Below are 20,724 nucleotides of genomic sequence, written 5' to 3'. Positions count from 1 at the left end.
TCCCTGCCTTTAGTTGTGTTGTTCGGCCATGCCGGCGCGTGCGGCTGCAGCCGCCTGACGCTTGAGTTGCTTGCGCGTGGTGGCCGTGCTTGCGCCGCCGTAACGCGGATTTGAATGGCGGTTGGTCCAGCGGTCGATATGATTGATCGCGTGCGTAAGGGGCACGGTAATCAGCAAGTAGACAAAGCCGGCCGCGACCAGCGGAGACAGGTTCGCCGTATTCACCGACGTGTTCTGACCAATGGTGAACAGGTCCCGTTGCGAAGTCAGCAAGCCGAGAAAATAAACGAGGCTTGAATCCTTCACGATCGAAATGAACTGGTTCGCGAGCGCGGGCAGAATGCGCCGGACGCCTTGCGGCACGATCACATGGCGCATGGCGGTCCAGTACGTCATGCCGAGCGCCTGACATGCCGAGAGTTGCCCCTTGCCCACGCTCTGAATGCCCGAGCGAAAGATCTCCGCTATATACGCCGATGAAATCAGCCCGAGCGCCACGATCGCAAGCGGATACGGATTCGGGCCGAAGACCGCAAGCCCAACCGGTGCGAGTCCTTGCCCCACGAGCAGGATCACGAGCGCCGCCGGCAGACCGCGAAAGACTTCCACGAACACGCGCGCCGGCGCTTCGAGCCAGCGCATGTGGGAGACAGCCATCAACGCCAGCACCATGCCCGCGATGATCCCGAGCAAAGTCGAGAACAGCGACAGCACGAGCGTATTGACGAGCCCGGTCTCGAGCAGCGCAGGCAGCGATCCCGTGAGCAACTGCCAATCGAGGAAGTTCTGCAGGAATGCGTTCATGGCGCTCTCCGGATCAGGTCGGTGACAAGGTCAGCTACCGGTTTTCATCTCGTACGGCGGCAAGCTGGCGGGCTTCGGATAACCGGGATGGAACTGCGTGTAGAGCTTCATCCAGGTGCCATCCGCAACCAGTTCGTTAAGCGTCTTGTTGACTGCGGCTTCGAGCTTGGCATTGCCCTTGCGCATCGGAAAACCGGCCGGCAGGTTGATCGCGGAAATATCCAGCCGGTCGGCGAGATTCAACTGCGGGTACTTGCTTTGCAGACCGTCGACGAGCGATTTATCGATGAAGAAACCATCGATATATTTTGAGCGCAGGGAGAGAAAGCCCGCGTTCACGTTAGGGAAACGCACGATCTGCGCGCCCGGCAAGTAGCTGTCCGAATACGTGTCTTCAATCGTACCTTGCACCACGCCAATCCGCTTGTCCTTGACCGACGCCTTGTCGCTTGTGATCGCGCTATCGGGCAGGGTGGCCACGCTAAGCAGCCCGGTCAGGTAACCCTCGGAGAAATCGACCATCTTCAGCCGGTCCGTCGTGATCGATATCGATCCGGCCGCGAGATCGATCTGCTGATTCGTCACGCTCGGCAGCAAGCCGCTGAAGTCCTGCGCGCGGAAGTCGACGCTCAATCCCAGCTTCGCGCCAATCGCGCGCAGCAACTCCACGTCGAAGCCGGTCATCTTGCCGTTATCGATGTAGGAATAAGGTTTGTTGTTGGCGTCCACGCCGGCCATCAGCTTGCCTGGTGCAAGCGTGCCGAGATCATCGGCATGGGCGCTGGTCGCGGCCATCAACGAGAAGGAAGCGACGATGGAAACGAGGCTGAGAAAGTGTCGAAACCGCATGATGTTGCTCCAGGGATAACCAGCAATGAATTGAAAATACAACGGGTCGATGCAGAGTCACTAACAGGCGTCAGGACAGCGCGCCACGCACGCGTCCGTTCCAGCAATCGTCGAGCTGATACAGCACGGTGCCTACCGGCACGCTCAAGCTGCGCGCCATGCCGCCCGGGCTCAATGGGAACGGACCTTCGCCGAATGCGCCGGGCGCGGCATCGAGGCCTGATAGTGTTCTTGCAATGCGCTGCCCGAGATAACTCATCAACGCGACGCCGTTGCCGTTGCAGCCGAGCGCGTAAAACACGCCGTCGCTCTTGCCAATATGCGCGAGCTTGTCGCCGGTCATCGCGACGTATCCCTTCCATGCATGCGTGATACGCACGTCGCGTAAAGCGGGCCAGAGCTGCACCATCTTCCTGTGCAGGATTCGCGCCGCCTCGCGTTCACCGACTTCGCGAAACGATGGCCGCGAGCCAAACAACATGCGCGTTCCATCGGGGGAAGGACGGGTATAAAACAGGTTGCGCTTGGAGTCGCTGATCATGCGGCGACCCGGATTCAATATATCCATGAGTCCAGGCGGAAGCGGTTCTGTGGCGATTTGATAGCTCGCGACCGGCAGTACGCGACGCGAGAGAAATGGCAGCAAGGGCCCGGTATATCCGTTGGTCGCGACCAGCACCTGCTTTGCATCGATCTTGCCGCGCGCCGTATGCACAGCGAAGCGCGCGCCCGTCCGTTCAATCCGTTCCACCGCCGCGTGCGAATGCAGGCTCGCGCCGCGCCGCCGTGCAAGCTCGCGCAGGGCCCGGTGATATTTCGCCGTATGCAGGCCGCCGTATTCATCGACGAGAATGCCGCCGTAGTAGTAGTCCGACCCCACCACGGCGCGTTGCTCCGCACGCGTCACTACGTGCACGGTCACGCCGGTTTTCTCGCTTAGCAGATCGCCTTGCCGGCGCAGCCGCTCGAAATGCCCGGGCGTGAACGCACCAAAAAAGCGGCCCGTTATTTGCAGATCGGCGTCGAGCGATTCACTGGCTATCAGGTGTTTGAGGTAATCGAAACTCGCCGTGGATTCCGCCATCAAACGGCCCAGCCGTTCCGACGATACCCCGCGAATGGCGTCGGTCAGCGCCAGTTTTTGCCCGCTCGACACCATGCCGCCGCTGCGCGTGCTGCCGCCCGCGCCGATCTCGGCGGCGTCCAATACGGCAACCGTTGCACCCTGCCGAGCCGCTTCAGCCGCCGCCGATAACCCGCAATAGCCGCTCCCCACGATCACCAGATCCACGCTCGATGGCAACGCAACGCGTGAAGTTTCGGGCGGCGCCGCGTCCCACCAATACGGCGTGATGCGAAAGTCATCGTGGAAAAGCAGTGCGTCGGCTCGCATGGTTCGTGGGGAGTGACTAGTTGCGACCAGTCTAGGAGCGCTTCCGTAATCCGGTCAAATACGGCCAAAAACGTCTGCTATTCAATTTTGATATGACAAGCTTGCGTGCGGGCCGGGCAAATCAAGGGAGAGGGGCACACATGAACCAGAAGCAAATCGAAGCGTTCAGGCTGGTCATGCTGAGGGGATCGATGACGGCCGCGGCCGAAGAACTCGGCACCTCGCAGCCCAGCGTCAGCCGCCTGATTGCGGAGCTGGAGGCGTCCACGGGACTGGCGCTTTTCACGCGCAACGGCGGCCGGATCCAGGCTACCGACGCCGGTACCGCGTTCTATCGCGAGGTCGACCGCAGTTTCGTGGGACTCGAAAAACTCGGGCATTCAGCGCGGGAGATCCGTCAGTTTGGCAGTGGCCGGCTGCGTCTCGTGGCGCCGCCGGTGCTCGCGTTATCGTTCGTACCCCTTGTGATCGAGCGCTTTCTTGCGGCGTATCCGCGCATTGCGATATCGCTGGAAATGCGCAGCGAGGGCACGATCCAGCGCTGGGCTTCGTCGGCCTATTGCGATGTCGGTTTTGCCACCACCACGCCCGACGCGTTCGGCGTCACCAGCGCGGAGTTGTATCGACTGGCCGGGGTCTGCGCGTTGCCCGCCCAACATCCGCTCACCGCACGCAAGCGCATCCATGCGCGTGACTTGAAGGATCAGAGCCTCATCCTGCCGTCCTACGCCGACGACGTCCGCTCGTCGCTCGATCGCGCGTTGCGCCAGGCCGGTGTGAACCAGGTGCCGGCGATCGAGACGCCGTACGGCGCCACCATTTGCGCGATGGTCGCGCGTGGCCTGGGGGTGGGCGTGGTAAATCCGTTGGCCACCACCGATACCAATCCGGCCCGTATTGTGTTCAGGCCGTTCTCGCCGGACGTGATGTTTCGCGGCTTCACGGTCTGTCCTCAGTTGCAGCACCCGAACCCGCTGGTGACGGCTTTTCTCGATCTCACCAACGAAACGATGGCCATTGAAGCGGCTCGTTTGCGAGGTTTCGCCGACACGAGTCGGAGCGCTCCCGGTTAAGTGTTTCCCCGATTCATCTTGACGTCGAGTATTCGCGCAAGTGCAATTTTTTTGCTGACAGGAATGATTAAATTGAAAAACCGCGATTGCATCGCGAGGACCACGTCAATCGATCCTCGCCCAACTGATGGACGCGCCGTTATCGAGTTGCCTCGCGCTTGCGCGTACGCTGGTGAGCCGCGAGTATCTCTATGAGGTGAGAAAGCGCGGCGGATACTATCCGCCCTGGCTGCTGCAACTCGCGCAAGCGATAGATGCGGTCGATCCCGTGCTGGAATGCTGCATGCGCGGCTAGCCGGTTTAGGCGATGTCACCGGCGAGACCATTTCGGTTGGCAGGGATCCGTACGGTATATCCGTGGTTGGGCCGACCGAGCGGATCGAGAAGCGGCAGGAGATCGATGCGCAGGAGAAGTGACACAAGTACCTCGAACACTTTCGTGTGACGCTGAATCTTTTCTGCTAGATTGAATGCTCGCGCGTAAGCGCAGCGCGTGCGAGGTCTGATACTCCGCACCCGTGACCCGTCTGGCGCTTCAATCGACCATGTCTTCGCCTACTGCTTTTTCATCCACGCTAGACACCCCGAACCCGCCCGCGAACCGGGCGAGGATCTGGCGCGAGCCGGCGCTGGCGAATGCCGAATTACTCCGTGCGGCTTATCGGACGCATCAATTCCCGCCTCACGCACACGACGAATACGCGATTGGTTTTATCGAACGTGGTGCGCAGGCTTATACGCGTGGCCGCAAGGAGCGGCTGATCATGCCGATGGGCACGATCTGCGTGATCAATCCCGGGCAACTGCACGAGGGCAGGGGCGCGACCGAGACCGGCTGGGACTATCGGATGATCTACGTTCCGCCCGAGGGCCTCGCGATGGCCCTGGCAGGCTCTGAGCCCGCTAGCGTGCAAGACCTGCCGTTCTTCGCGGAGTCGGTCATAGACGACCCTGACACCTTGCAGGCACTGTATGCCGCACACGTGTGCTCCGAGTCTTCTGACGCCTCGAAACTCGAGAAAGCATCGCGCCTGATCCACGCCTTGCGCCAGCTCATGACGCGGCATGGTCAAGGCGTGCCGCGTGCTCAACTGCCGTGCGCGGAGCCGGGCGCGGTGCGACGTGCAAGGGAGTTTATCGATGCAAGCGTGGCGGCGAACCCGTCACTTGACGATATCGCCGGCGCGGCGGGCATGAGTCCCTTTCACTTGTTGCGCGAATTCAAGAAGGCGGTCGGCGTGCCGCCTCATGCGTATCTTGTGCAACGTCGTATGCATGAAGCACGCCGCTTGCTGCTGAAAGGTCATGCGCCGAGGATGGTCGCCATGGAGGTGGGTTACAGCGATCAATCGCATTTGAGCCGCGAATTCAGGCGCTTTTATGGCGTCCCGCCCAGCACGGCGATTCGTTAGAAAATTCGTTGGAAAGAACCGCAATTTTCTTCAAGGCGCTCGCTCTGCTGTCGGTCAGACTTGGTTCCATTGGTTCATTGAATGGAGAAAACCATGATCGACTTGCGCAGCGACACCTGTAGTCAACCGACCGAAGCCATGCGTCACGCGATGGCGACAGCACCAGTCGGTGATGATGTCTATAGCGACGACCCTACAGTCAAACGACTTGAACGCGAGGTCGCGGATCTGCTTGGGAAGGAAGACGCGGTCTACATGGTGACCGGCACCATGACGAACCAGGTGGCTATCCGGGCGCACACCGAACCGGGCGACGCCGTGCTTTTCGATCAGAACGCTCATGTCTACATACTCGAAGGCGGTGCGCCTGCGGCGTATGCCGGCGTGCTGCCGCGCTTGTTACCCGGCGTGCGCGGTATCTTTAATGCAAGCGATGTGGAAGCGGCTATCGGCGTGCCTCACCGGTTCTTTCCCGCCACTATTCCCGCCCCCGTTCGGCTGCTGTGTCTCGAGAATACGCACAACATTGGCGGCGGCAAGGTGTGGCCACTGGAACAACTCAAGGCCGTGTGCGATGCAGGACGCGTGCGCGGCGTGAAGCTGCATCTGGATGGCGCAAGGCTTTGGCATGCCACGGCCGCGACAGGTATTGCGGAGAGTGAATATGCCCGGCATTTCGACACGGTCAGCGTCTGCTTTTCCAAGGGGCTGGGTGCGCCTGTCGGATCGGCTCTCGCGGGATCGCGCGAATTCATAGCGCGTGCAAGGCGCTTCAAGCAACAGATTGGCGGCGGGTTCAGACAGGCAGGGATCATCGCGGCCGGTGCGCTCTATGCGCTGCAAAACAACCGGGCGCGACTGGTCGAAGATCATGAAAACGCCCGTCTGCTGGCGCAAGGGATTGCTTCGCTGCCGGGTATCGAGATCGATGTAAATACGGTCGAGACAAATATTGTCCGGTTCGCGGTGACGTCCTTGCCCGCGGGTGAGTTTGTCGAGCGCCTGTACGAGAAAGGTCTGTATGTGCTGCCTTCCGGCACCGACGGCGTGCGCGCGATTCCGTATCTGAACATCACGAAAGCGCAGGTTCAGGAAGCCATTGGCATCATTGCATCAGTGGCCGAAGCGTATGCGGAGAATGCCGGCGCAATGGCAGGACAAGCGGCAACGGGCGGCGCGGGGTATTAAAGGTAAAGGTGCGATGGTCCCTGGCCATCGCGCCCTGCCACTGGTGTCTTACGTCGGCGCCCCGGCTTGCCGCTTAGGGTCGGCCTTCATGAACGCCGGATGCTGGTCACACACGGCCATGATCCGGTCGATAGTCGGCACATCGGGGATCGCAATCTTGAACACGCGTGTCACCGCGACGATGCTCGCGAGGCAAATATCCGCCATGGTGGGTTCATCGCCGTGACAGAATTTGCCCGTTTCCGGCGCGCCCGCAAGACGCTCCTCGATTGCAGCAAGGCCCGCTACCAGCCAGCGGATTTGCCATGCGCGCCACGCGGCATCGTCGAATCCGCCCGTTGTCTGAAGATACTTTTTCACGCGGGGCACGACTAGCGGGTGGGTGTCGGCTGCGCACATGGAGGCAATGGAGCGTACTCGTGCGCGGCCATATAAATCACTTGGCAACAAGGGCGGCGAAGGCTGAAGTTCATCGAGAAATTCAAGAATGGCCAGCGATTGCGTCAGCGGTTCGTGCCCTTCCTCTACCAGCGCCGGAATCGACCCTAGTGGGCTGATCTTCAGGAAATCGGCGCTGCGTTGCTCGCCTGCATCGAGGTCGATGTTTTGTTCGTGCGCGCTCAGGCCCTTCAGATTAAGGGCGACACGCACGCGAAATGCGGCGGACGAGCGCCAGAACGCGAAGAGTTCGAATTGCGCTTGCTCAGACATGAGGATCTTCCTTCGTAGTGGACGGTGGCGGCGACGTTGGCTACGTCGTCGGCTCTCAACTATGCATCAAAGTGCTCTGCCTTGTATCCACCGCTTGATGGTCGTGCATGTCAGGAAGATCCCCAAACGCCGATGCCCGGCGAACTTTAGTTCGCCGGGCATCGGTTTCCTGCAGGTTTCAAGCTTCGGCTTTTATCAGTTATGTGAAGAAATCGAGCTTGTGTCGTTAGCTTGGGCGCGATCACCGGATTGCGTGACGGTGCTCCTCACGCCGCCGTAAGCGCTTGCGCCCGCATTGGTCGCCGCATTTTCCGCTGCAATGGTTTGCGCGCTTTGGCCGCGTTGCGAAGAGGGTGCACCGACTTGCGGGTTGTACGACGGCGCCGGACCATAACCACTGCTGGCAAACGCGGGTGCTGCTAAGGCGGTGGAAACAGCGACTAACAACGATGCAATGAGGGACTTGTTCATGATGTGCTCCGATGCGTATCAGTGACTTCATTTCATGGGCTACGCAGCGGTCTTGCTGGTTGGTGCGCTGCGTCGATGGAATGGAGTATATGCGCGCACTATCGAAATATTGTACCGATAGAGGGGAATAGAGAATCCGCACAAAATGAACAATTGGACGCGGTGGGTAGTTGCTGAATTCGCTAAGAAAATAGGGCGTGATATTGCTAAGGAAAGCCACTGAATCAGGCTTGACCGCTAAGAGGCAATGCAGGGCGGCTTAGGCAGTGTAAAGATCTAACCACCCTCCACCGGCATCTCCTTCAACTCCACATCCGGCGCCATCGTATTCCCAGCGGCAGCAGCAGGGACATTGACGAATGATTGCTCAAGCTGATTACTGCCCTTGCTCGCCAGCGCGGCGCAATCGCCCATTGGCAAGCGCTTGACCACGGCGTACGCGACCACCATGGCCATCGTGCCGAAGATCGCGTTACCGGCCGCCTGTCCAATCATCACGCCCACCGGTCCATGCCGCATCCCGGCCGCAACGAACGGCACCGTGCCGATGGTCGCGCGCCCCCAGTTGAACAGGGTCGACAACAACGGCCGATCGAGATTGTTGAAGGTCGCGTTCGCCACGAACTGGCAGCCGACGAACGCATAACTCGCCACCAGCCACGAACAGAACGCCGTGATGATGACGGCCGTGTCGCCGCGGGCCGAGAACGCGCGGATCAAACCGCCCTGGGCGAGCGCCAGCACGACCCAGGCAACCGCGACCGTCAGCAACACGAACACCAGGCTGTTGCGAACAGTTTCCCGAATCCGGTCCGCGCGTCCCGCGCCAAGATTCTGCGCGATGATCGGACCAACCGCGCCAGTCAGCGCATAGATCACCGCGAAGGCCACGGGCGTGATGCGGTCGATGGTGGCTTGCCCCGCCACGGCGGCAGCACCGAAACGCGCCATTGCATGGGTGACGTATGCGCTGGCAACGGGAGTGGCGAGGTTGGTCAGCACGGCGGGCAGTGCCACTTTCATGACCGGCTGGCTGTTGGACCACAAGCGTTCAACGCGGACACGCGCAATGAGATCGTTCACCCGGGTCGCTCCATAGAGGCCGACAAGCGCGAGCGCGACCCGTGCAATATCGTTCGATATGGCCGCACCCGTCAGCCCGAGATGAAACCCAAAGATGAGGATCGGATCGAGGACCGCTGTTACAAGCGCTGCGGTCAGCGTGACGGTCATTGCCCGCCGGGCATCGCCGACAGAACGCATCAGCGCAGCCGTACACATGCCGATAGCGAGGAACACATACGTAGGCGCGGTGATCAGCAGGAAGCCGCGGGTGAGCACGCGCGTTTCGCCGGCTGCGCCGAGCGCGCTGAGAATTGGGTCGAGCAAGAGCAGCGTGGCCGCGCTCAACATGACCGTGATGAGGATCATCAGCACGAGACTCGCCGATGCCACCTGCCTCGCTTTGGTTCGCTGGCCCGCACCAAGAAGCCGCGCAACCGTTGCGCTCACGCCTATGGTCATGCCGATGGAAATGGCGGTGTGAAAGAAGTTGACGGTCCCGGCGAATCCGACCGCCGCGGCAACCGACGTGTCGCCGAGCAGCGATACATAGAAGAGATTCGCCAGATCGACTGCGAAAATGGCCATCAATCCAATCGCCCCGGTTCCTGCCATGACCACGACGTGGCGCAAGGTCGAGCCGTGTACGAAGCGAGCGGAGTCATGGTGATGTTTTGTTGTCATAGTCGGACATGGGTGGTGGAAGGCGGACTGGTGGACAAATCATCGCATGAATGATCTTCGTTTCCGCGGCTGCAAGGATGATCGTCCAGTGGCATTCGTTTAGGAGAAACAAATGCAGTGTTATACGCGTGTTGTGGGAACAGTATCCTGCATGCGTTGCGGCTTCTCCATGTCAGGGCATTTTTAAGGCGATCGATCGCCTACAATGTTCCTGGCCGCCGTGGCCGGACTCGCGACATGGCATTGAATGTTTCGGGAACGTGTCTTGCGCGGCGGCTCCATGAAGCAGCGAACGCGCTGCTTCACAACGTTGTTGACTACGTCGACCAAGGGATAAACATCATGAGCATTTTTGGCACGATCCTGAGCAAGATCTTCCCTTCAAGCCATCCTGCTATTACAGCGCCCGCACCGGTTGCCGATCCGGCCGCGCCCCCCGCAGCAGACCCAAGCGCAGCACCTGACGCCGCTGCCGCACCGGCCGCAGCCGCTGAACCGGTGGATGTCGAAGCGGTCTTGACCGACATGCAGGCGAATACGTCGGAGCAATTGAACTGGAGGACATCGATTGTCGACCTGATGAAATTGCTCGGCCTCGACAGCAGCCTCGGCGCTCGCAAGGAACTGGCCGGCGAACTGCACTTCTCGGGGGACACCAACGATTCCGCATCGATGAACATCTGGCTGCACAAAGCCGTGATGGAACAGCTCGCGGCCAATGGCGGGAAGGTGCCGGACAGCTTGAAGGGCTAAGCTTCGCGTCGCCCTTGCGGCGACGGCTGGCGCGCGTTGGCGTTCACATACGTATGACAGGACGGCAGGCGTGCCAGCATGATTTTGCAACTATTAAAACTGGGCGGCGTCATGCCCCTGTCATATTGTTTTGAACGATATCGCGCTATGAAAGAGGCGTGTTATCGCTCAAGCTTCAACGCCTTCCCGTATCCCGTCAGTTCCAGAAAAGCGTGACCTAGCGTTTTACCGTCATGACTCACCAAAACCGCTCCCTCCCAATACACCGCGCCAGTCGACTGGCTGGAATCGAGCTCCTGATCGTCCATCAATGGATCGAGTTGCCACGTAAGCGCGCCGGTCCTGACCGTCTCCGATACCGGATAAGACGTGCCGGTGCGCGGCGAGCGCCAGGTCCTCCGCGGCGTGAAGTTGACCTGATCCCCATCGAATGCGCTCACATGCCCGCTTGCATCGCGAAGCGCTGCGTGTGACCAGACGGACCCGCCGTTTCGTCCTCGCACCTTGAAAGCCATCAGCGCCGATCCATCCGACAAATTGGCGCCGAGCCAGTCCCATCCCGTGGCATCGCTGCTAAGCACCGTGCTTGACCATTCGTGATCCAGCCACGCCGAGCCGGTGACGGCCGCGCTCAGGCCGTCCTTGCCGTTCGCGCTGGAAGCGCGCGTGACCTCGCCGCTTACATGTAGTTGCGGCTCGCTGTAGTAATAGCTCGCTTGCGTGGCGAGCGGACCTTTTCTCGAGTAACCGTTGTCGCCCTGCAGCAGCGGTGGCTGAGTCGGCGTAAGCGACAGGTTCAGCGTGAAATCGGCGGCGTTTACTGTGACGATGTAATGACCATCGGCGGCACGCACGAGATGCCAGGCGTCGAGCTTGACGTCGGTGTGATCTGTCTTTGCATAAGCGAGACCGAAGCCCTGGCGCGCGATCTTCTGATCGTGCACAAGTCGTCCCAATGAAGGATCGCCAAGCGCCGCATGAGCGATGATCAACTGCGACGGCGCGAACGCACCCGGGTCCGCGGGATCGTGTCCGGTCGCCGAGCGAAAGAACGTGATCTGGAAACCGAGCGGCTTGCCATCCGGTTGATTAAGCCATCCCGTTGCGTACCACCACTCGGTGCGAAAGGCCGGATGTGCGCTTGTGTCTTGCGGAAAAACCAGCGGATGATCCGGCGTGACCGTGGCGAACTCCACCGCCATGGAGGGTGTGGTGAGCAGGCAGCAAACGCACGCCATCATGACCCATCGCCACGCCTGATTCAGGGAGCTTGGAAGACCACGCATCATCACCAGTCCTCCTTGACCGCGCGCACGGCATCGACAGAGACCGCTTTGCGTCCCGCAATCACCGCTGTTGCACACGACGATATCAGCATGACAAATGCCACCGTGCTCAGCACATGCCATGGGATATGCATCGACATGCTCCAGTGGAACGACTGTGGGTTAACTACAAATACGAGGATAAGGCTGATCGCCCACCCAAGGATCGATCCCACCGCAATACCAAGCGCAGTCAGCATGCCCGCCTCCGCCGCGAGGATCGCGAGCACCTGATGACGCGTCACGCCAACGTGCCGCAACATGCCGAACTCGCGCTCGCGAGCGAGCGTCTGGGCCGAGAACGTCGCCGCCACGCCGAACAGCCCGATCACAATGGCCACCGCTTCCAGCAGGTAGGTCACCGCGAAGCTCCGGTCGAAAATGGTCAGCGTCCGCGCGCGGATGTCGCCGGGTTCGGCGAACTCCAACGCGGCGCCGAAGGGCAGTTTGCGCAAGCGCGCTATGACGCCTTCCACGCTTGCGCTTCGGTCCACGGTGATGGCGGCATCGGTGGCGCCTGTGTCGCCTGTGAGGCGACGGTAGTCCGCCAGCCGCAACTGGACCGCCCCCGTTTGCCGTGCGTAATCGCGCCACACGCCGGCTACGACAAACGTCCCGCCCTGTGTGCCGATCGCCAACTTGAGCCTTTGCCCCAGCCTGTATCGATACAAGTCGACCATCGCTTCCGAGACCCATATCGGCGTCTCGCCGTCGCGCAGGGCGGACGGTGGAAGCACAGGGCCGGTCATCTGCATGGCGACGCCAGGATCGGTTGCATCGATGTCACGCGCGAGCAGCGTCACCGCGGGACGGGCAGGGTCCAGCGTCAGACGCGATGTGCGGTTGAACGCGGCATGCGTGATGCCGGGCGTTGCGGCGATTGCCATTTGCTGGCCGGGGCTCAGGCTCGCGGTGTTGCCGTTGGCCGCGACTCGAACGTACAGGTCCGCCGACAGGAGGCGGGTCACCCATTCATCGACGGATACACGGAAACTCGCGACCATGATCGCCATCGCGACAATCAGCGCAAAACTCGACAGAACGCCGCCCATGGCGATCGATGCCTGCCCGGGTGCATTCGCGAGGCGGGCAAGCGCCAGCGTCGTGACGGCGCGCGTACGGCGTTTGGCATGCCATCGGCTCAGCCGGGTGAACACAATCGCCGTGCATCGCGGCATCAACGCGATACCGCCAACCAGAAGCAGCGCAACGGCCAGATAGCCGAGGATGGGGACATCGAATAAGGGCGGCAGGAGCGCCAGTATTCCCGCGACCGCGAGACAAATCACTGCCGGCCAGGGCGACGACAGCCGCGCCAGTGCGCCTTCTTCGCTGCCCGCTTTAAGCGCCGCAGCCGGTCGTGCGCGCGCCGCTTCGAGCGCCGGGACGAGACTGCCGAGCACGGACACGCCGATACCCAATGCAAGAAATATGGCGCTTGCAACAGGTTCGAAACCGACATGAGGCTGCACGCCTGGGAAGTAGCCGCCGCCGAGATCGCTGCCGAAGAAACGCAGCGCGATGCTCGACAGCGCGTAGCCCAGTGCGAGGCCGAGCATGGAACCGGCTACACCGAGGAGCGCCCCTTCCATCAGGATCTGACGCAAAAGCTGGCCGCGCGTATAGCCCAATACTCGCAGCATCGCGAACTGTGCGCGGCGTCGCACGACCGCTAGCGCTTGCGTCGAAAACACCAGGAAAGCGCCGGTGAAAAGCGCCACCAGCGCGAGCACGTTCATGTTGATGCGATAAGCGCGCGAGAGACGGTCGGTACGGCTTTCATCGTCGCGCGTTTCGGCGACGATCAGTTGATTGCCGAACCGCTCTTGCAACTCGTGTTTAAAGCGTTCCCGATCGACGCCGCGTTGCAGTTGCAAATCGACGCGCGAGAGTTTTCCTTCAAATCCGAGACGCCACTGCGCAGCGGCGATATCCATCACCGCGACGCGTTGTCCCGGCCGCGTCCTGACCAGGCCGCCGGCCACTCGAAGACGGACAATGGACGTACCGCTAAGCAGCGAAACGTGCTCGCCGGGAGCCGCGTGAAGCCACTGTTGGGCAGCGGGTGAGAGGAAGATGGCGTCGTCGGAGAGCGTATCGAGCGGACGCTGAGCTGACGGCACGCCGATCAGTTCCGGCGTGATGCGGCTCGCCCTGAAGACGTCGATGCCAAGCACCTTCAACGCAGCGCTCTGCCCGGGCACGGTCACGTCCAGATCCAGCACGGGACTGGCAAGTGCTACGCCCGGTGTTGTTGCGAGACGCGGGTACCAGTGTTCATCGAAGGTGGGCTGTGCACCGCGGACCTGCAGGTCGGCCTCGCCGGAGAGACTCTTGGCGGCTGCGGAAAATTCGTTGTATGCGGCACTGTTGATGAGCTGCACGGCATATCCGAGCGCCACGCCAAGCGCAATGGTGACCATGGCCACGATCGCCCGAGCCGGATGACTGCGCCATTCCGCGCCGAGCAGCCAGCGCGCGAGTAGCTGGCCGCCTGCAATCTGCCGCGAGGGTTCTGTCGCGAGCCCGCTCACTGGCGTTCACCAGCTGACCGCGTCGGTTCCCCTGCATGCAAGCCATGCTCGCTCAGGATAAGTATCCGGTCCGCGCTGGCCGCTGCCGCCATGGAGTGCGTGACCATGATTGCTGCGGCGCCATTCGCCTTGATCTCCGCACGAAACAACGAGAGCACCTCGTGCGCGGTCTCGGGATCCAGGTTGCCGGTTGGTTCGTCAGCCAGGATCAGCGTGGGCCGATGCACAAGCGCGCGAGCGATCGCTACACGCTGCAACTCCCCGCCCGATAGCTGCCGTGGGAAATCGTCGCCACGGCCACCCAGGCCGACGGCTTCCAGCAGGTCGAGCGCGCGGGCCGGTGGCGTGTCGTTGAGCAATAGCGGAAGCGCGACGTTTTGAACCAGCGTGAGATGCGGCAGGACGTGAAATGCCTGGAAGACGAAGCCGAGCTTTTGCCGCCGAAGGCGAGTGGCGGCGTTATCGTCGAGACTCGAAATTACGGTACCGTCGATCAGCACTTCGCCGCTGTCGGCATGATCGAGGCCCGCGATCAGGTTCAGGAGCGTCGACTTGCCGACGCCCGAATCGCCCATGATCGCCACGAACTCCCCGGGATCAAGCGAGAAGTCGAGGCTTGCCAGTAACACGCGGCCTGCGCCGTACGCCTTGCTCAAACCGCGGCATTCGAGTGCCGGCGGAACGCCATTGTTGCGAAGAGTCATGAAGATCGGGTCGTCAGTGAGTAGTGGACTGGCTTGCAGACCTCCACTGTGACAGAGAAGCGCCGTATGCGTGCAACGCACCGGCGCCACGGCCCGTTGTCATTCGTAGTCCGAGAACCGCGACTCGGGTTCGGGCGGCGAAGGCAACGGCGTATAGCCCGGAATGCTCGCTTTAAATTGCTCGGACAGCCCGTTGTCGATCTTCGTGAGCCCTTTAAGCTGGAGCTGCAACAGGACACGCGTCGCGCTGCTGGCCGCAGTCGTGGTGGTGGACACATTCGTATATTTTTGCACCGCGAAGCTGAGCGCCCAGCAATCAGCGTCGTACTGAATGCCGAGCAATCCCGCCACCAAGTGATGCGCGACCATGTCGAAATTGGCCTGTCCTACAGCATAGAGCCTGCGGCTCAGCGGCCATTGACCGGACGCCACGATCTGGTTTTCCGCTTCGTTATCCAGGTCTTCATCGGCTCTGGTATACCGATAAGCAAGACTGACTACTTCCCGGTCTCCCGGTTTCCACGTGAAGCCGGAGGTACCCCGGTCCAACTGGTCGCGCTGCTCGTCGTACTGGACCGCTTGCTCGGTCGTAAGACCCGGGCCTATCTTAAGCGATGCCCCGACAATGACATCGCTGCCGCGAACATCGGTCACCGACGCCCCCGAATCCAGCGTCACTTGCGGATTGGTGAAATAGTATTGTTGGGCCACCACGAAGCGAGCCCGCTCATCACCCGTCGCCTGATTGATGAACCGGGTCGTCAAGGCGGCCGTGACACGGTTCAAGTCAGCAACCCGGTCGCCGCCAACGAAGGTGTTGTCGGTAAAGATCTGGGCTAGTCCAAAGTCCTCCTCGCCTGTGTCGAAGATCGGTGCGAAAGTCTGGTTCCGGTAAGGCGTGTAGACGTAATAAAGCCGTGGTTCCAGCGTCTGGATATAGTCCGTCCCGAACAGGCGAATGCTGCGTTCGAATACGAGCCCCGAGTCCAGGCTGAGTGTGGGCACATTGAACGAAAAGCTCTTCGGTTGTCCCGTTGGCGCGCTGCTGCCGATCGAAGACAAGTCGTAGGCCACGTAGTGCCACTGAACCTTTGGCGTGATGAACCATCCCGGACCGGACAGCGGGTAGCTGACGTACGGATTGAACGTGAAGCGGCTGCCCTCCGTGGAGTCGGCCGTGGAGATGGTGAAGCGCGTGACGTCGGCTTCGGCGCCGAAATCAAATCCGCCCATGTTGTACTGATTGTATTTGACGTCCAGTTCCGGGGCACGATTGTAAGGCGGTGACGTGCTGAACGATTGCCAGCGCTGCACTCGCGCCAGCACCGACCACGGCCCGTTGTTGTAAGTCACACCCGCCTCCTGCTGGAAGATGTCCTGCCCGTTGACCAGCGATGCGGTATTCGAATTCAGGTCCGTCGTGACGTTGACGTCCGACACTTGCGAATAGTTGACATACGCAGCAAGGCCGCCGCCAAAGTTCTGGTTGTGCTGGATATTGATCGAATAGCGGTTGGTCTTGGTCAGGGCGTCGTCGGGCAGATAGGAAATAGTCACCGAGCCCGAATACGTCGGCGACAAATAGCGGTAGTTCGTTGTCAGCATCGCGCCGCGTTTGGACATGTAGCGCGGCGTCACCGTCAGGTCGTAGTTAGGCGCGATGTTGAAATAGTACGGGACGGTGAGGTCGAATCCATTCGTCGAACTCAGCGAGAAAGTTGGCGGAAGAAAGCCGCTCTGACGAGCGCTGGACAACGGGAACGACAACCACGGACTCGCGAAGATCGGCACGCCCTGAAAGAACAGCACGCCATTGTGGGCAATGCCTTCGTTCGACCCCTGGTCCATGTCGAAACTTGTCGCCTTGAGGTACCAGGCAGGGTCGGTTTCGCACTGGCACGCGGTGTAGGTGCCGTGATGCACGACCGAACGTTCGTTGTCGATCAGGTCAATGCTGTCGGCGCTCCCCGAACCGCCCGTCAGATTGAAGTGATAGGTCGGCGTCGTCATGGTGCCCTCGTTGGCCTCGACCTGCAGATGCGCTTCGGGGCCGACAAAGACGTCGTAGTTGTCGACTACGCGAACATGGCCGTACGCATCGGCCACATCACGGTCGATGTCGTAGTGCACGGCGTCGCCTCTGACAATGGTAGCGTCGCGGCGAAGCTCCCCATGGCCCTTGAGCGACACGTCGCGGTCCTCGTCGCCGTCCGCTGAATCGCCGATGCCGAATGCAGCCGGGGACGTGTTTGCCGGCACTGGATGTTCCGTCACCTCAGGCGCGAATCGAAGACCCCAGGGCGGGTCGATCGGTTCCGCTTGCGCCGCGGCGCCGCTGAGTTGCGCGCGTGCCGGCGAAGGTGCGAGGGACATGACGATCGCCGCCGCGACGGCGACGTGACGCATGCGTGGCGTGACCCCGATGGGTGTTTCTGCTGACCGCACGGGTTAGAACGACGTGCCAATCTGGAACTGGAACTTCTGGTATTGGTCTCCAGCGTGCCGCACGATCGGGAAACCGACGTCCAGCTTGAGCGGCCCGATCGGGGAGATCCACTCAAGTCCGGCGCCATAGCTATAGCGCAGGCCGTTGGCGCCCACGCTGTCGCCCTCGTTGCCCCAGACGTTGCCGGCGTCCAAAAAGGTAAACACGCGCAGGGTCCGGTCGTACCCCGTACCCGGCAGCGGGAAGGTCATTTCGATATTGCCGACAATCATCTTCGACCCGCCGATCGGATCGTTGGTCGTGGCGTCGCGTGGTCCGAGCGAACCGGACTCGTAGCCCCGCACCGAGCCGATACCGCCGCCATAGTAGTTCTTGAAGATCGGGTAGGCGTCGCCGTTGATGCCGTGCCCATAGCCCGCCTGGAAATTCAGGCCGAGAATGAAACCTCGCGCGGGCGTGTAATAGTATTGAGCCTGAACATCTGATTTGTAGTACTGGGTATTTCCCGCTGGTGTTCCCACCTCGCCGTTGGCCTGGAGGAAATAGCCTTTGCTGGGTATCAGCGCGCTGTCGCGTGCGTCGTGCGACCAGCCCACCGTCACCGGAACGTTATTCACCACGCGACCGAACTCGGCTACGTAGTCCAGGTAGCTTTGCGGCGTCGACGAGTCCGTGTTGAACCGGTCCTGCTCGAAACCGGCGCCAAAATAAACCACGTCCGATTCGGAAAACGGTATGCCGAACTTCATGTCCGCACCAATCGATGTAATCCGAAAGCTCGTGTCGCTGAAGTTGTAAAGCGGATACGTGGTCCTGTAGTACATGTCGGTAATGCGCTTGATGCCATCGATCGTAAAGTAGGGATCGGTTTGCGTCACCGACAAGGTCCGGTATGTCTGTGCTGTATTCACGTTGACAGCCAGCGTGGTCCCCGAGCCGAACACGTTGTCCTGCGACACTCCGGCGGACAGCACGACTTTATCGCTTGAGTCATAGCCGGCGCCTAACGTGATCGCTCCCGTGGGTTTCTCTTCCACCTTCACGTTCACGTCGACCTCGTCGGTCGTGCCCGGAACCGGAACCGTGGTGACGTCGGTGTTCGTAAAGTAGCCCAGCCGATCAATCCGCTCCTTCGAGAGCTTCAGGCGGCTGCTGTCGAACCATGAGCTTTCGATCTGGCGCATTTCGCGACGTATCACTTCGTCGCGCGTGCGGGTGTTGCCTTCAATGTTCACGCGGCGCACGTACACGCGGCGTCCTGGATCGACCTGCAACGTCAATGCGACCGTATGATGGACCTGGTCGATCTCCGGCTGGGCATTGACCTGCGCGAACGCGTAGCCATACTCCCCGAGCTTGTCGACCAGTGCCTGCGTGGTGGCCTGTAATTTCGCGGCCGAGAAACGCTCGCCCGCGCGGATCGACATCAGCTTTTGCAGTTCGGCGTTGCGATCGAGCAGGTTGCCGCCAAGCCGGATACTCGAAATGGTGTACGGCTCGCCTTCGTGAATAGTGATGGTCAGGTACATGTCCTTCTTGTCAGGTGAGATCGATACTTGCGTGGAGTCGATGTTGAACTCCAGATATCCGCGGTCCAGGTAATAGGCGCGCACCTTTTCCAGATCCCCCGTCAGCTTGTCCTTCCCGTAAAGGTCGTTCTTCGTGTACCAGGAGAACCAGTTAGGGGTCGACAACTGCATTTCGTCGAGCAGCGTCGACGAGCTGGCAATCTGATTGCCCATGAAGTTGATCTGGCGAATTTTCGCGCTGGGACCTTCCGCTACCGAGAACAGAATGGATACCCGGTTGCGGTCGATCGGCGTGACCGTGGTGGTCACCTCGGCGGCGTAATAACCGCGCGTCAGGTATTGGCGTTTCAGTTCCTGTTCGGCTTTACTGACAAGCGCTTTGTCGTAAGTGCTGCCTTGCGACAGGCCGACTGCATGCAGCGCTTTGGTGAGATTGTCCTTGTCGAACTCGTGAATACCGGCAAAGTCGATTGACGAGACGGCCGCGCGTTCCTGTACTTTCACGACGACCACGTTACCTCGCGTCTCGACCTGGACGTCGTCGAAGAAGCCGGTTGCATAGAGGGCACGAATGGTTTCCGATGCCTTGTCGTCCGAGAAGACGTCGCCTCGCTTGAGCGGGACATAGGCGAAGACCGAGCTGGGCTCGATACGCTTCAGGCCGTCGATCTGTATGTCCTTGATGACAAAGGTGCTGGCCGCCGCATAAACGGAAGGAGCCAGGAACACGTTCAATGCGATGGCGACGGCTGAGTGAGCGGTGCGTAACGTGCGTAGAGTTCGGAAGTTGAATTTCATTTGATGTGATTGACGAGCATATCGGCCCGAATGTATTGCCCTGGTATCCGCGTCGTATCGGACGTGATCGGTGCCGTGCCTGGCCAGGACTTGCGTGTTCCGGCCGCTCAGGAACTGCGCTGCGCTGGCCGGTTATTGCAGGGGACCGCTTGCATGGGCCGGAATCTGAACCAGTCGCGCGGCCGATATAAGCGCGTCGACCATCGGAGGGATCTGCTCCCGGGGAAGACAAAAGGAAACGTCGGCGCCGCCTTGCAGACGAAATGTAAGGACCAGGCTTTTGCCGTTGTCGATTGCGCCGAGCTCCCATCCTTCGCAGCCCATCGCAAAGTTGACGTGGGGCGTTCGCTGCAGCTTTCGCTCGGATTGCATGATCGCGGCTGGCAGTACAGCGAGCAGTTCGCGAAATACCGAGTAATGGAACGCCAGGGTCGACCGGTCGCTATGCACCACCATATGTTGGCCATCGGGTTCCAGCTCAATGCGCTCGATGGAAGCAACCCGCACGGACTCCGGCAGGTCGTTCCTTTCAGTCCCTCCAGCCCGGACCGGATCGGGCTTGAGATCGATCTTTTCTTTCACCAATGGCATATTTTGTAATCCTTATTTATTGTGCAAGGTATTGAAGGGACAGGCAGCAACCCTGTGACGAGCTGGCTACCTTGCTGTTTGATTACGGACGAATTCGAGAACAAGCAGGAACCTCGGTTCCTTGTCTTCGAGCGAACGTTCGAGATTCTCCGGTGTTAGCGGGCGCTGCTTCGCCGCAAGGAGGCAGCGCTGGTGGCGCCATCACGAAAGAAAGCGGCGCGTTCCCGGTTCGCTGACATGGCAACGAGCATTTCCGAAAGCAACGGCGTTGAACTGGCTCGCAGAACCGCTGCAAGAACTTGTGCGGAAAGAATGTGCTTCATCATGGTTGCTACCCTCGCGTGCAAAGTCGCTAGACGAGTCACTAAAGTAGCTCGCTATATGACGAAGTGCGTTA

At 60.6% G+C, this 20,724-nt stretch carries 17 protein-coding genes; 5 read left to right on the top strand and 12 right to left on the bottom strand.

What is annotated here, in order from left to right; translation table 11 throughout:
• Window positions 1-9: 9 nt before the first annotated feature.
• The 3 genes from ACSOSP_RS22130 to ACSOSP_RS22120 all read right to left on the bottom strand — a co-directional run bounded on the left by ACSOSP_RS22130 (window position 10) and on the right by ACSOSP_RS22120 (window position 3,046).
• Window positions 10-804, bottom strand: a complete 795-nt coding sequence (locus ACSOSP_RS22130; RefSeq protein WP_455313060.1) for an amino acid ABC transporter permease — start codon at window positions 802-804, stop codon at window positions 10-12.
• 30 nt (window positions 805-834) lie between these two features.
• Window positions 835-1,653, bottom strand: coding sequence for a substrate-binding periplasmic protein (locus ACSOSP_RS22125; RefSeq protein WP_455313059.1), 819 nt, complete (start codon window positions 1,651-1,653; stop codon window positions 835-837).
• Between the two features lie 70 nt (window positions 1,654-1,723).
• Window positions 1,724-3,046 carry an NAD(P)/FAD-dependent oxidoreductase gene (locus ACSOSP_RS22120; RefSeq protein WP_455313058.1) on the bottom strand — a complete coding sequence of 441 codons (1,323 nt, stop codon included), beginning with the start codon at window positions 3,044-3,046 and terminating at the stop codon, window positions 1,724-1,726.
• Between the two features lie 140 nt (window positions 3,047-3,186).
• On the opposite strand from ACSOSP_RS22120, the gene ACSOSP_RS22115 reads away from it, so the two are divergent.
• The 4 genes from ACSOSP_RS22115 to ACSOSP_RS22100 all read left to right on the top strand — a co-directional run bounded on the left by ACSOSP_RS22115 (window position 3,187) and on the right by ACSOSP_RS22100 (window position 6,719).
• Window positions 3,187-4,119: a LysR substrate-binding domain-containing protein gene (locus tag ACSOSP_RS22115; RefSeq protein ID WP_455313057.1), complete on the top strand. Its 933-nt coding sequence runs from the start codon at window positions 3,187-3,189 to the stop codon at window positions 4,117-4,119.
• A 127-nt stretch (window positions 4,120-4,246) separates the two neighbouring features.
• Complete coding sequence (locus ACSOSP_RS22110; protein WP_455313056.1) at window positions 4,247-4,414, top strand: hypothetical protein; 168 nt, start codon at window positions 4,247-4,249, stop codon at window positions 4,412-4,414.
• Between the two features lie 250 nt (window positions 4,415-4,664).
• A complete protein-coding gene (locus tag ACSOSP_RS22105; RefSeq protein WP_455313055.1) occupies window positions 4,665-5,531 on the top strand; it encodes an AraC family transcriptional regulator in 867 nt (288 codons plus the stop codon).
• A gap of 93 nt (window positions 5,532-5,624) precedes the next feature.
• Window positions 5,625-6,719 carry a threonine aldolase family protein gene (locus ACSOSP_RS22100; protein ID WP_455313054.1) on the top strand — a complete coding sequence of 365 codons (1,095 nt, stop codon included), beginning with the start codon at window positions 5,625-5,627 and terminating at the stop codon, window positions 6,717-6,719.
• Window positions 6,720-6,767: 48 nt separating this feature from the next.
• Here ACSOSP_RS22100 and maiA read toward each other — a convergent pair whose 3' ends face one another.
• The 3 genes from maiA to ACSOSP_RS22085 form a co-directional block, all read right to left on the bottom strand.
• Window positions 6,768-7,430: a maleylacetoacetate isomerase gene (gene maiA, locus ACSOSP_RS22095; RefSeq protein WP_455313053.1), complete on the bottom strand. Its 663-nt coding sequence runs from the start codon at window positions 7,428-7,430 to the stop codon at window positions 6,768-6,770.
• Between the two features lie 195 nt (window positions 7,431-7,625).
• Entirely contained in the window at window positions 7,626-7,901 is a 276-nt protein-coding gene (locus ACSOSP_RS22090; protein WP_455313052.1) for a hypothetical protein, read from the bottom strand.
• A gap of 276 nt (window positions 7,902-8,177) precedes the next feature.
• Window positions 8,178-9,647: an MATE family efflux transporter gene (locus tag ACSOSP_RS22085; protein WP_455313051.1), complete on the bottom strand. Its 1,470-nt coding sequence runs from the start codon at window positions 9,645-9,647 to the stop codon at window positions 8,178-8,180.
• Between the two features lie 342 nt (window positions 9,648-9,989).
• On the opposite strand from ACSOSP_RS22085, the gene ACSOSP_RS22080 reads away from it, so the two are divergent.
• Window positions 9,990-10,400 carry a DUF3597 domain-containing protein gene (locus tag ACSOSP_RS22080; protein ID WP_455313050.1) on the top strand — a complete coding sequence of 137 codons (411 nt, stop codon included), beginning with the start codon at window positions 9,990-9,992 and terminating at the stop codon, window positions 10,398-10,400.
• Between the two features lie 161 nt (window positions 10,401-10,561).
• On the opposite strand, the gene ACSOSP_RS22075 is transcribed toward ACSOSP_RS22080, so the two are convergent.
• The 6 genes from ACSOSP_RS22075 to ACSOSP_RS22050 form a co-directional block, all read right to left on the bottom strand.
• Entirely contained in the window at window positions 10,562-11,641 is a 1,080-nt protein-coding gene (locus ACSOSP_RS22075) for a lipocalin-like domain-containing protein (RefSeq protein ID WP_455313631.1), read from the bottom strand.
• 47 nt (window positions 11,642-11,688) lie between these two features.
• Window positions 11,689-14,259 carry an FtsX-like permease family protein gene (locus ACSOSP_RS22070; RefSeq protein WP_455313049.1) on the bottom strand — a complete coding sequence of 857 codons (2,571 nt, stop codon included), beginning with the start codon at window positions 14,257-14,259 and terminating at the stop codon, window positions 11,689-11,691.
• On the bottom strand, window positions 14,256-14,963 hold the full coding sequence (locus tag ACSOSP_RS22065; protein ID WP_455313048.1) for an ABC transporter ATP-binding protein: 708 nt from the start codon (window positions 14,961-14,963) through the stop codon (window positions 14,256-14,258). Before ACSOSP_RS22065 ends, ACSOSP_RS22070 begins: the two co-directional genes overlap by 4 nt.
• 99 nt (window positions 14,964-15,062) lie before the next feature.
• Complete coding sequence (locus tag ACSOSP_RS22060; protein ID WP_455313047.1) at window positions 15,063-17,336, bottom strand: LPS-assembly protein LptD; 2,274 nt, start codon at window positions 17,334-17,336, stop codon at window positions 15,063-15,065.
• Between the two features lie 75 nt (window positions 17,337-17,411).
• Window positions 17,412-19,736 (bottom strand): outer membrane protein assembly factor BamA, encoded by a 2,325-nt coding sequence (gene bamA, locus ACSOSP_RS22055; RefSeq protein ID WP_455313046.1) that lies wholly within the window; start codon window positions 19,734-19,736, stop codon window positions 17,412-17,414.
• 132 nt (window positions 19,737-19,868) lie between these two features.
• Window positions 19,869-20,327, bottom strand: a complete 459-nt coding sequence (locus ACSOSP_RS22050; RefSeq protein ID WP_455313045.1) for a hypothetical protein — start codon at window positions 20,325-20,327, stop codon at window positions 19,869-19,871.
• Between the last annotated feature and the right edge of the window lie 397 nt (window positions 20,328-20,724).

The organism is Caballeronia sp. KNU42 (assembly GCF_053760385.1).
This window is presented reverse-complemented; position numbering and strand designations above follow the sequence as displayed.

What these genes read in the sequence shown, in the direction of transcription:
- ACSOSP_RS22130 (WP_455313060.1), bottom strand. Translation starts at nt 804, where the DNA reads ATGAACGCATTCCTGCAGAACTTCCTCGATTGGCAGTTGCTCACGGGA.
- ACSOSP_RS22125 (WP_455313059.1), bottom strand. Translation starts at nt 1,653, where the DNA reads ATGCGGTTTCGACACTTTCTCAGCCTCGTTTCCATCGTCGCTTCCTTC.
- ACSOSP_RS22120 (WP_455313058.1), bottom strand. Translation starts at nt 3,046, where the DNA reads ATGCGAGCCGACGCACTGCTTTTCCACGATGACTTTCGCATCACGCCG.
- ACSOSP_RS22115 (WP_455313057.1), top strand. Translation starts at nt 3,187, where the DNA reads ATGAACCAGAAGCAAATCGAAGCGTTCAGGCTGGTCATGCTGAGGGGA.
- ACSOSP_RS22110 (WP_455313056.1), top strand. Translation starts at nt 4,247, where the DNA reads ATGGACGCGCCGTTATCGAGTTGCCTCGCGCTTGCGCGTACGCTGGTG.
- ACSOSP_RS22105 (WP_455313055.1), top strand. Translation starts at nt 4,665, where the DNA reads ATGTCTTCGCCTACTGCTTTTTCATCCACGCTAGACACCCCGAACCCG.
- ACSOSP_RS22100 (WP_455313054.1), top strand. Translation starts at nt 5,625, where the DNA reads ATGATCGACTTGCGCAGCGACACCTGTAGTCAACCGACCGAAGCCATG.
- maiA (WP_455313053.1), bottom strand. Translation starts at nt 7,430, where the DNA reads ATGTCTGAGCAAGCGCAATTCGAACTCTTCGCGTTCTGGCGCTCGTCC.
- ACSOSP_RS22090 (WP_455313052.1), bottom strand. Translation starts at nt 7,901, where the DNA reads ATGAACAAGTCCCTCATTGCATCGTTGTTAGTCGCTGTTTCCACCGCC.
- ACSOSP_RS22085 (WP_455313051.1), bottom strand. Translation starts at nt 9,647, where the DNA reads ATGACAACAAAACATCACCATGACTCCGCTCGCTTCGTACACGGCTCG.
- ACSOSP_RS22080 (WP_455313050.1), top strand. Translation starts at nt 9,990, where the DNA reads ATGAGCATTTTTGGCACGATCCTGAGCAAGATCTTCCCTTCAAGCCAT.
- ACSOSP_RS22075 (WP_455313631.1), bottom strand. Translation starts at nt 11,641, where the DNA reads ATGATGGCGTGCGTTTGCTGCCTGCTCACCACACCCTCCATGGCGGTG.
- ACSOSP_RS22065 (WP_455313048.1), bottom strand. Translation starts at nt 14,963, where the DNA reads ATGACTCTTCGCAACAATGGCGTTCCGCCGGCACTCGAATGCCGCGGT.
- ACSOSP_RS22060 (WP_455313047.1), bottom strand. Translation starts at nt 17,336, where the DNA reads ATGTCCCTCGCACCTTCGCCGGCACGCGCGCAACTCAGCGGCGCCGCG.
- bamA (WP_455313046.1), bottom strand. Translation starts at nt 19,736, where the DNA reads ATGAAATTCAACTTCCGAACTCTACGCACGTTACGCACCGCTCACTCA.
- ACSOSP_RS22050 (WP_455313045.1), bottom strand. Translation starts at nt 20,327, where the DNA reads ATGCCATTGGTGAAAGAAAAGATCGATCTCAAGCCCGATCCGGTCCGG.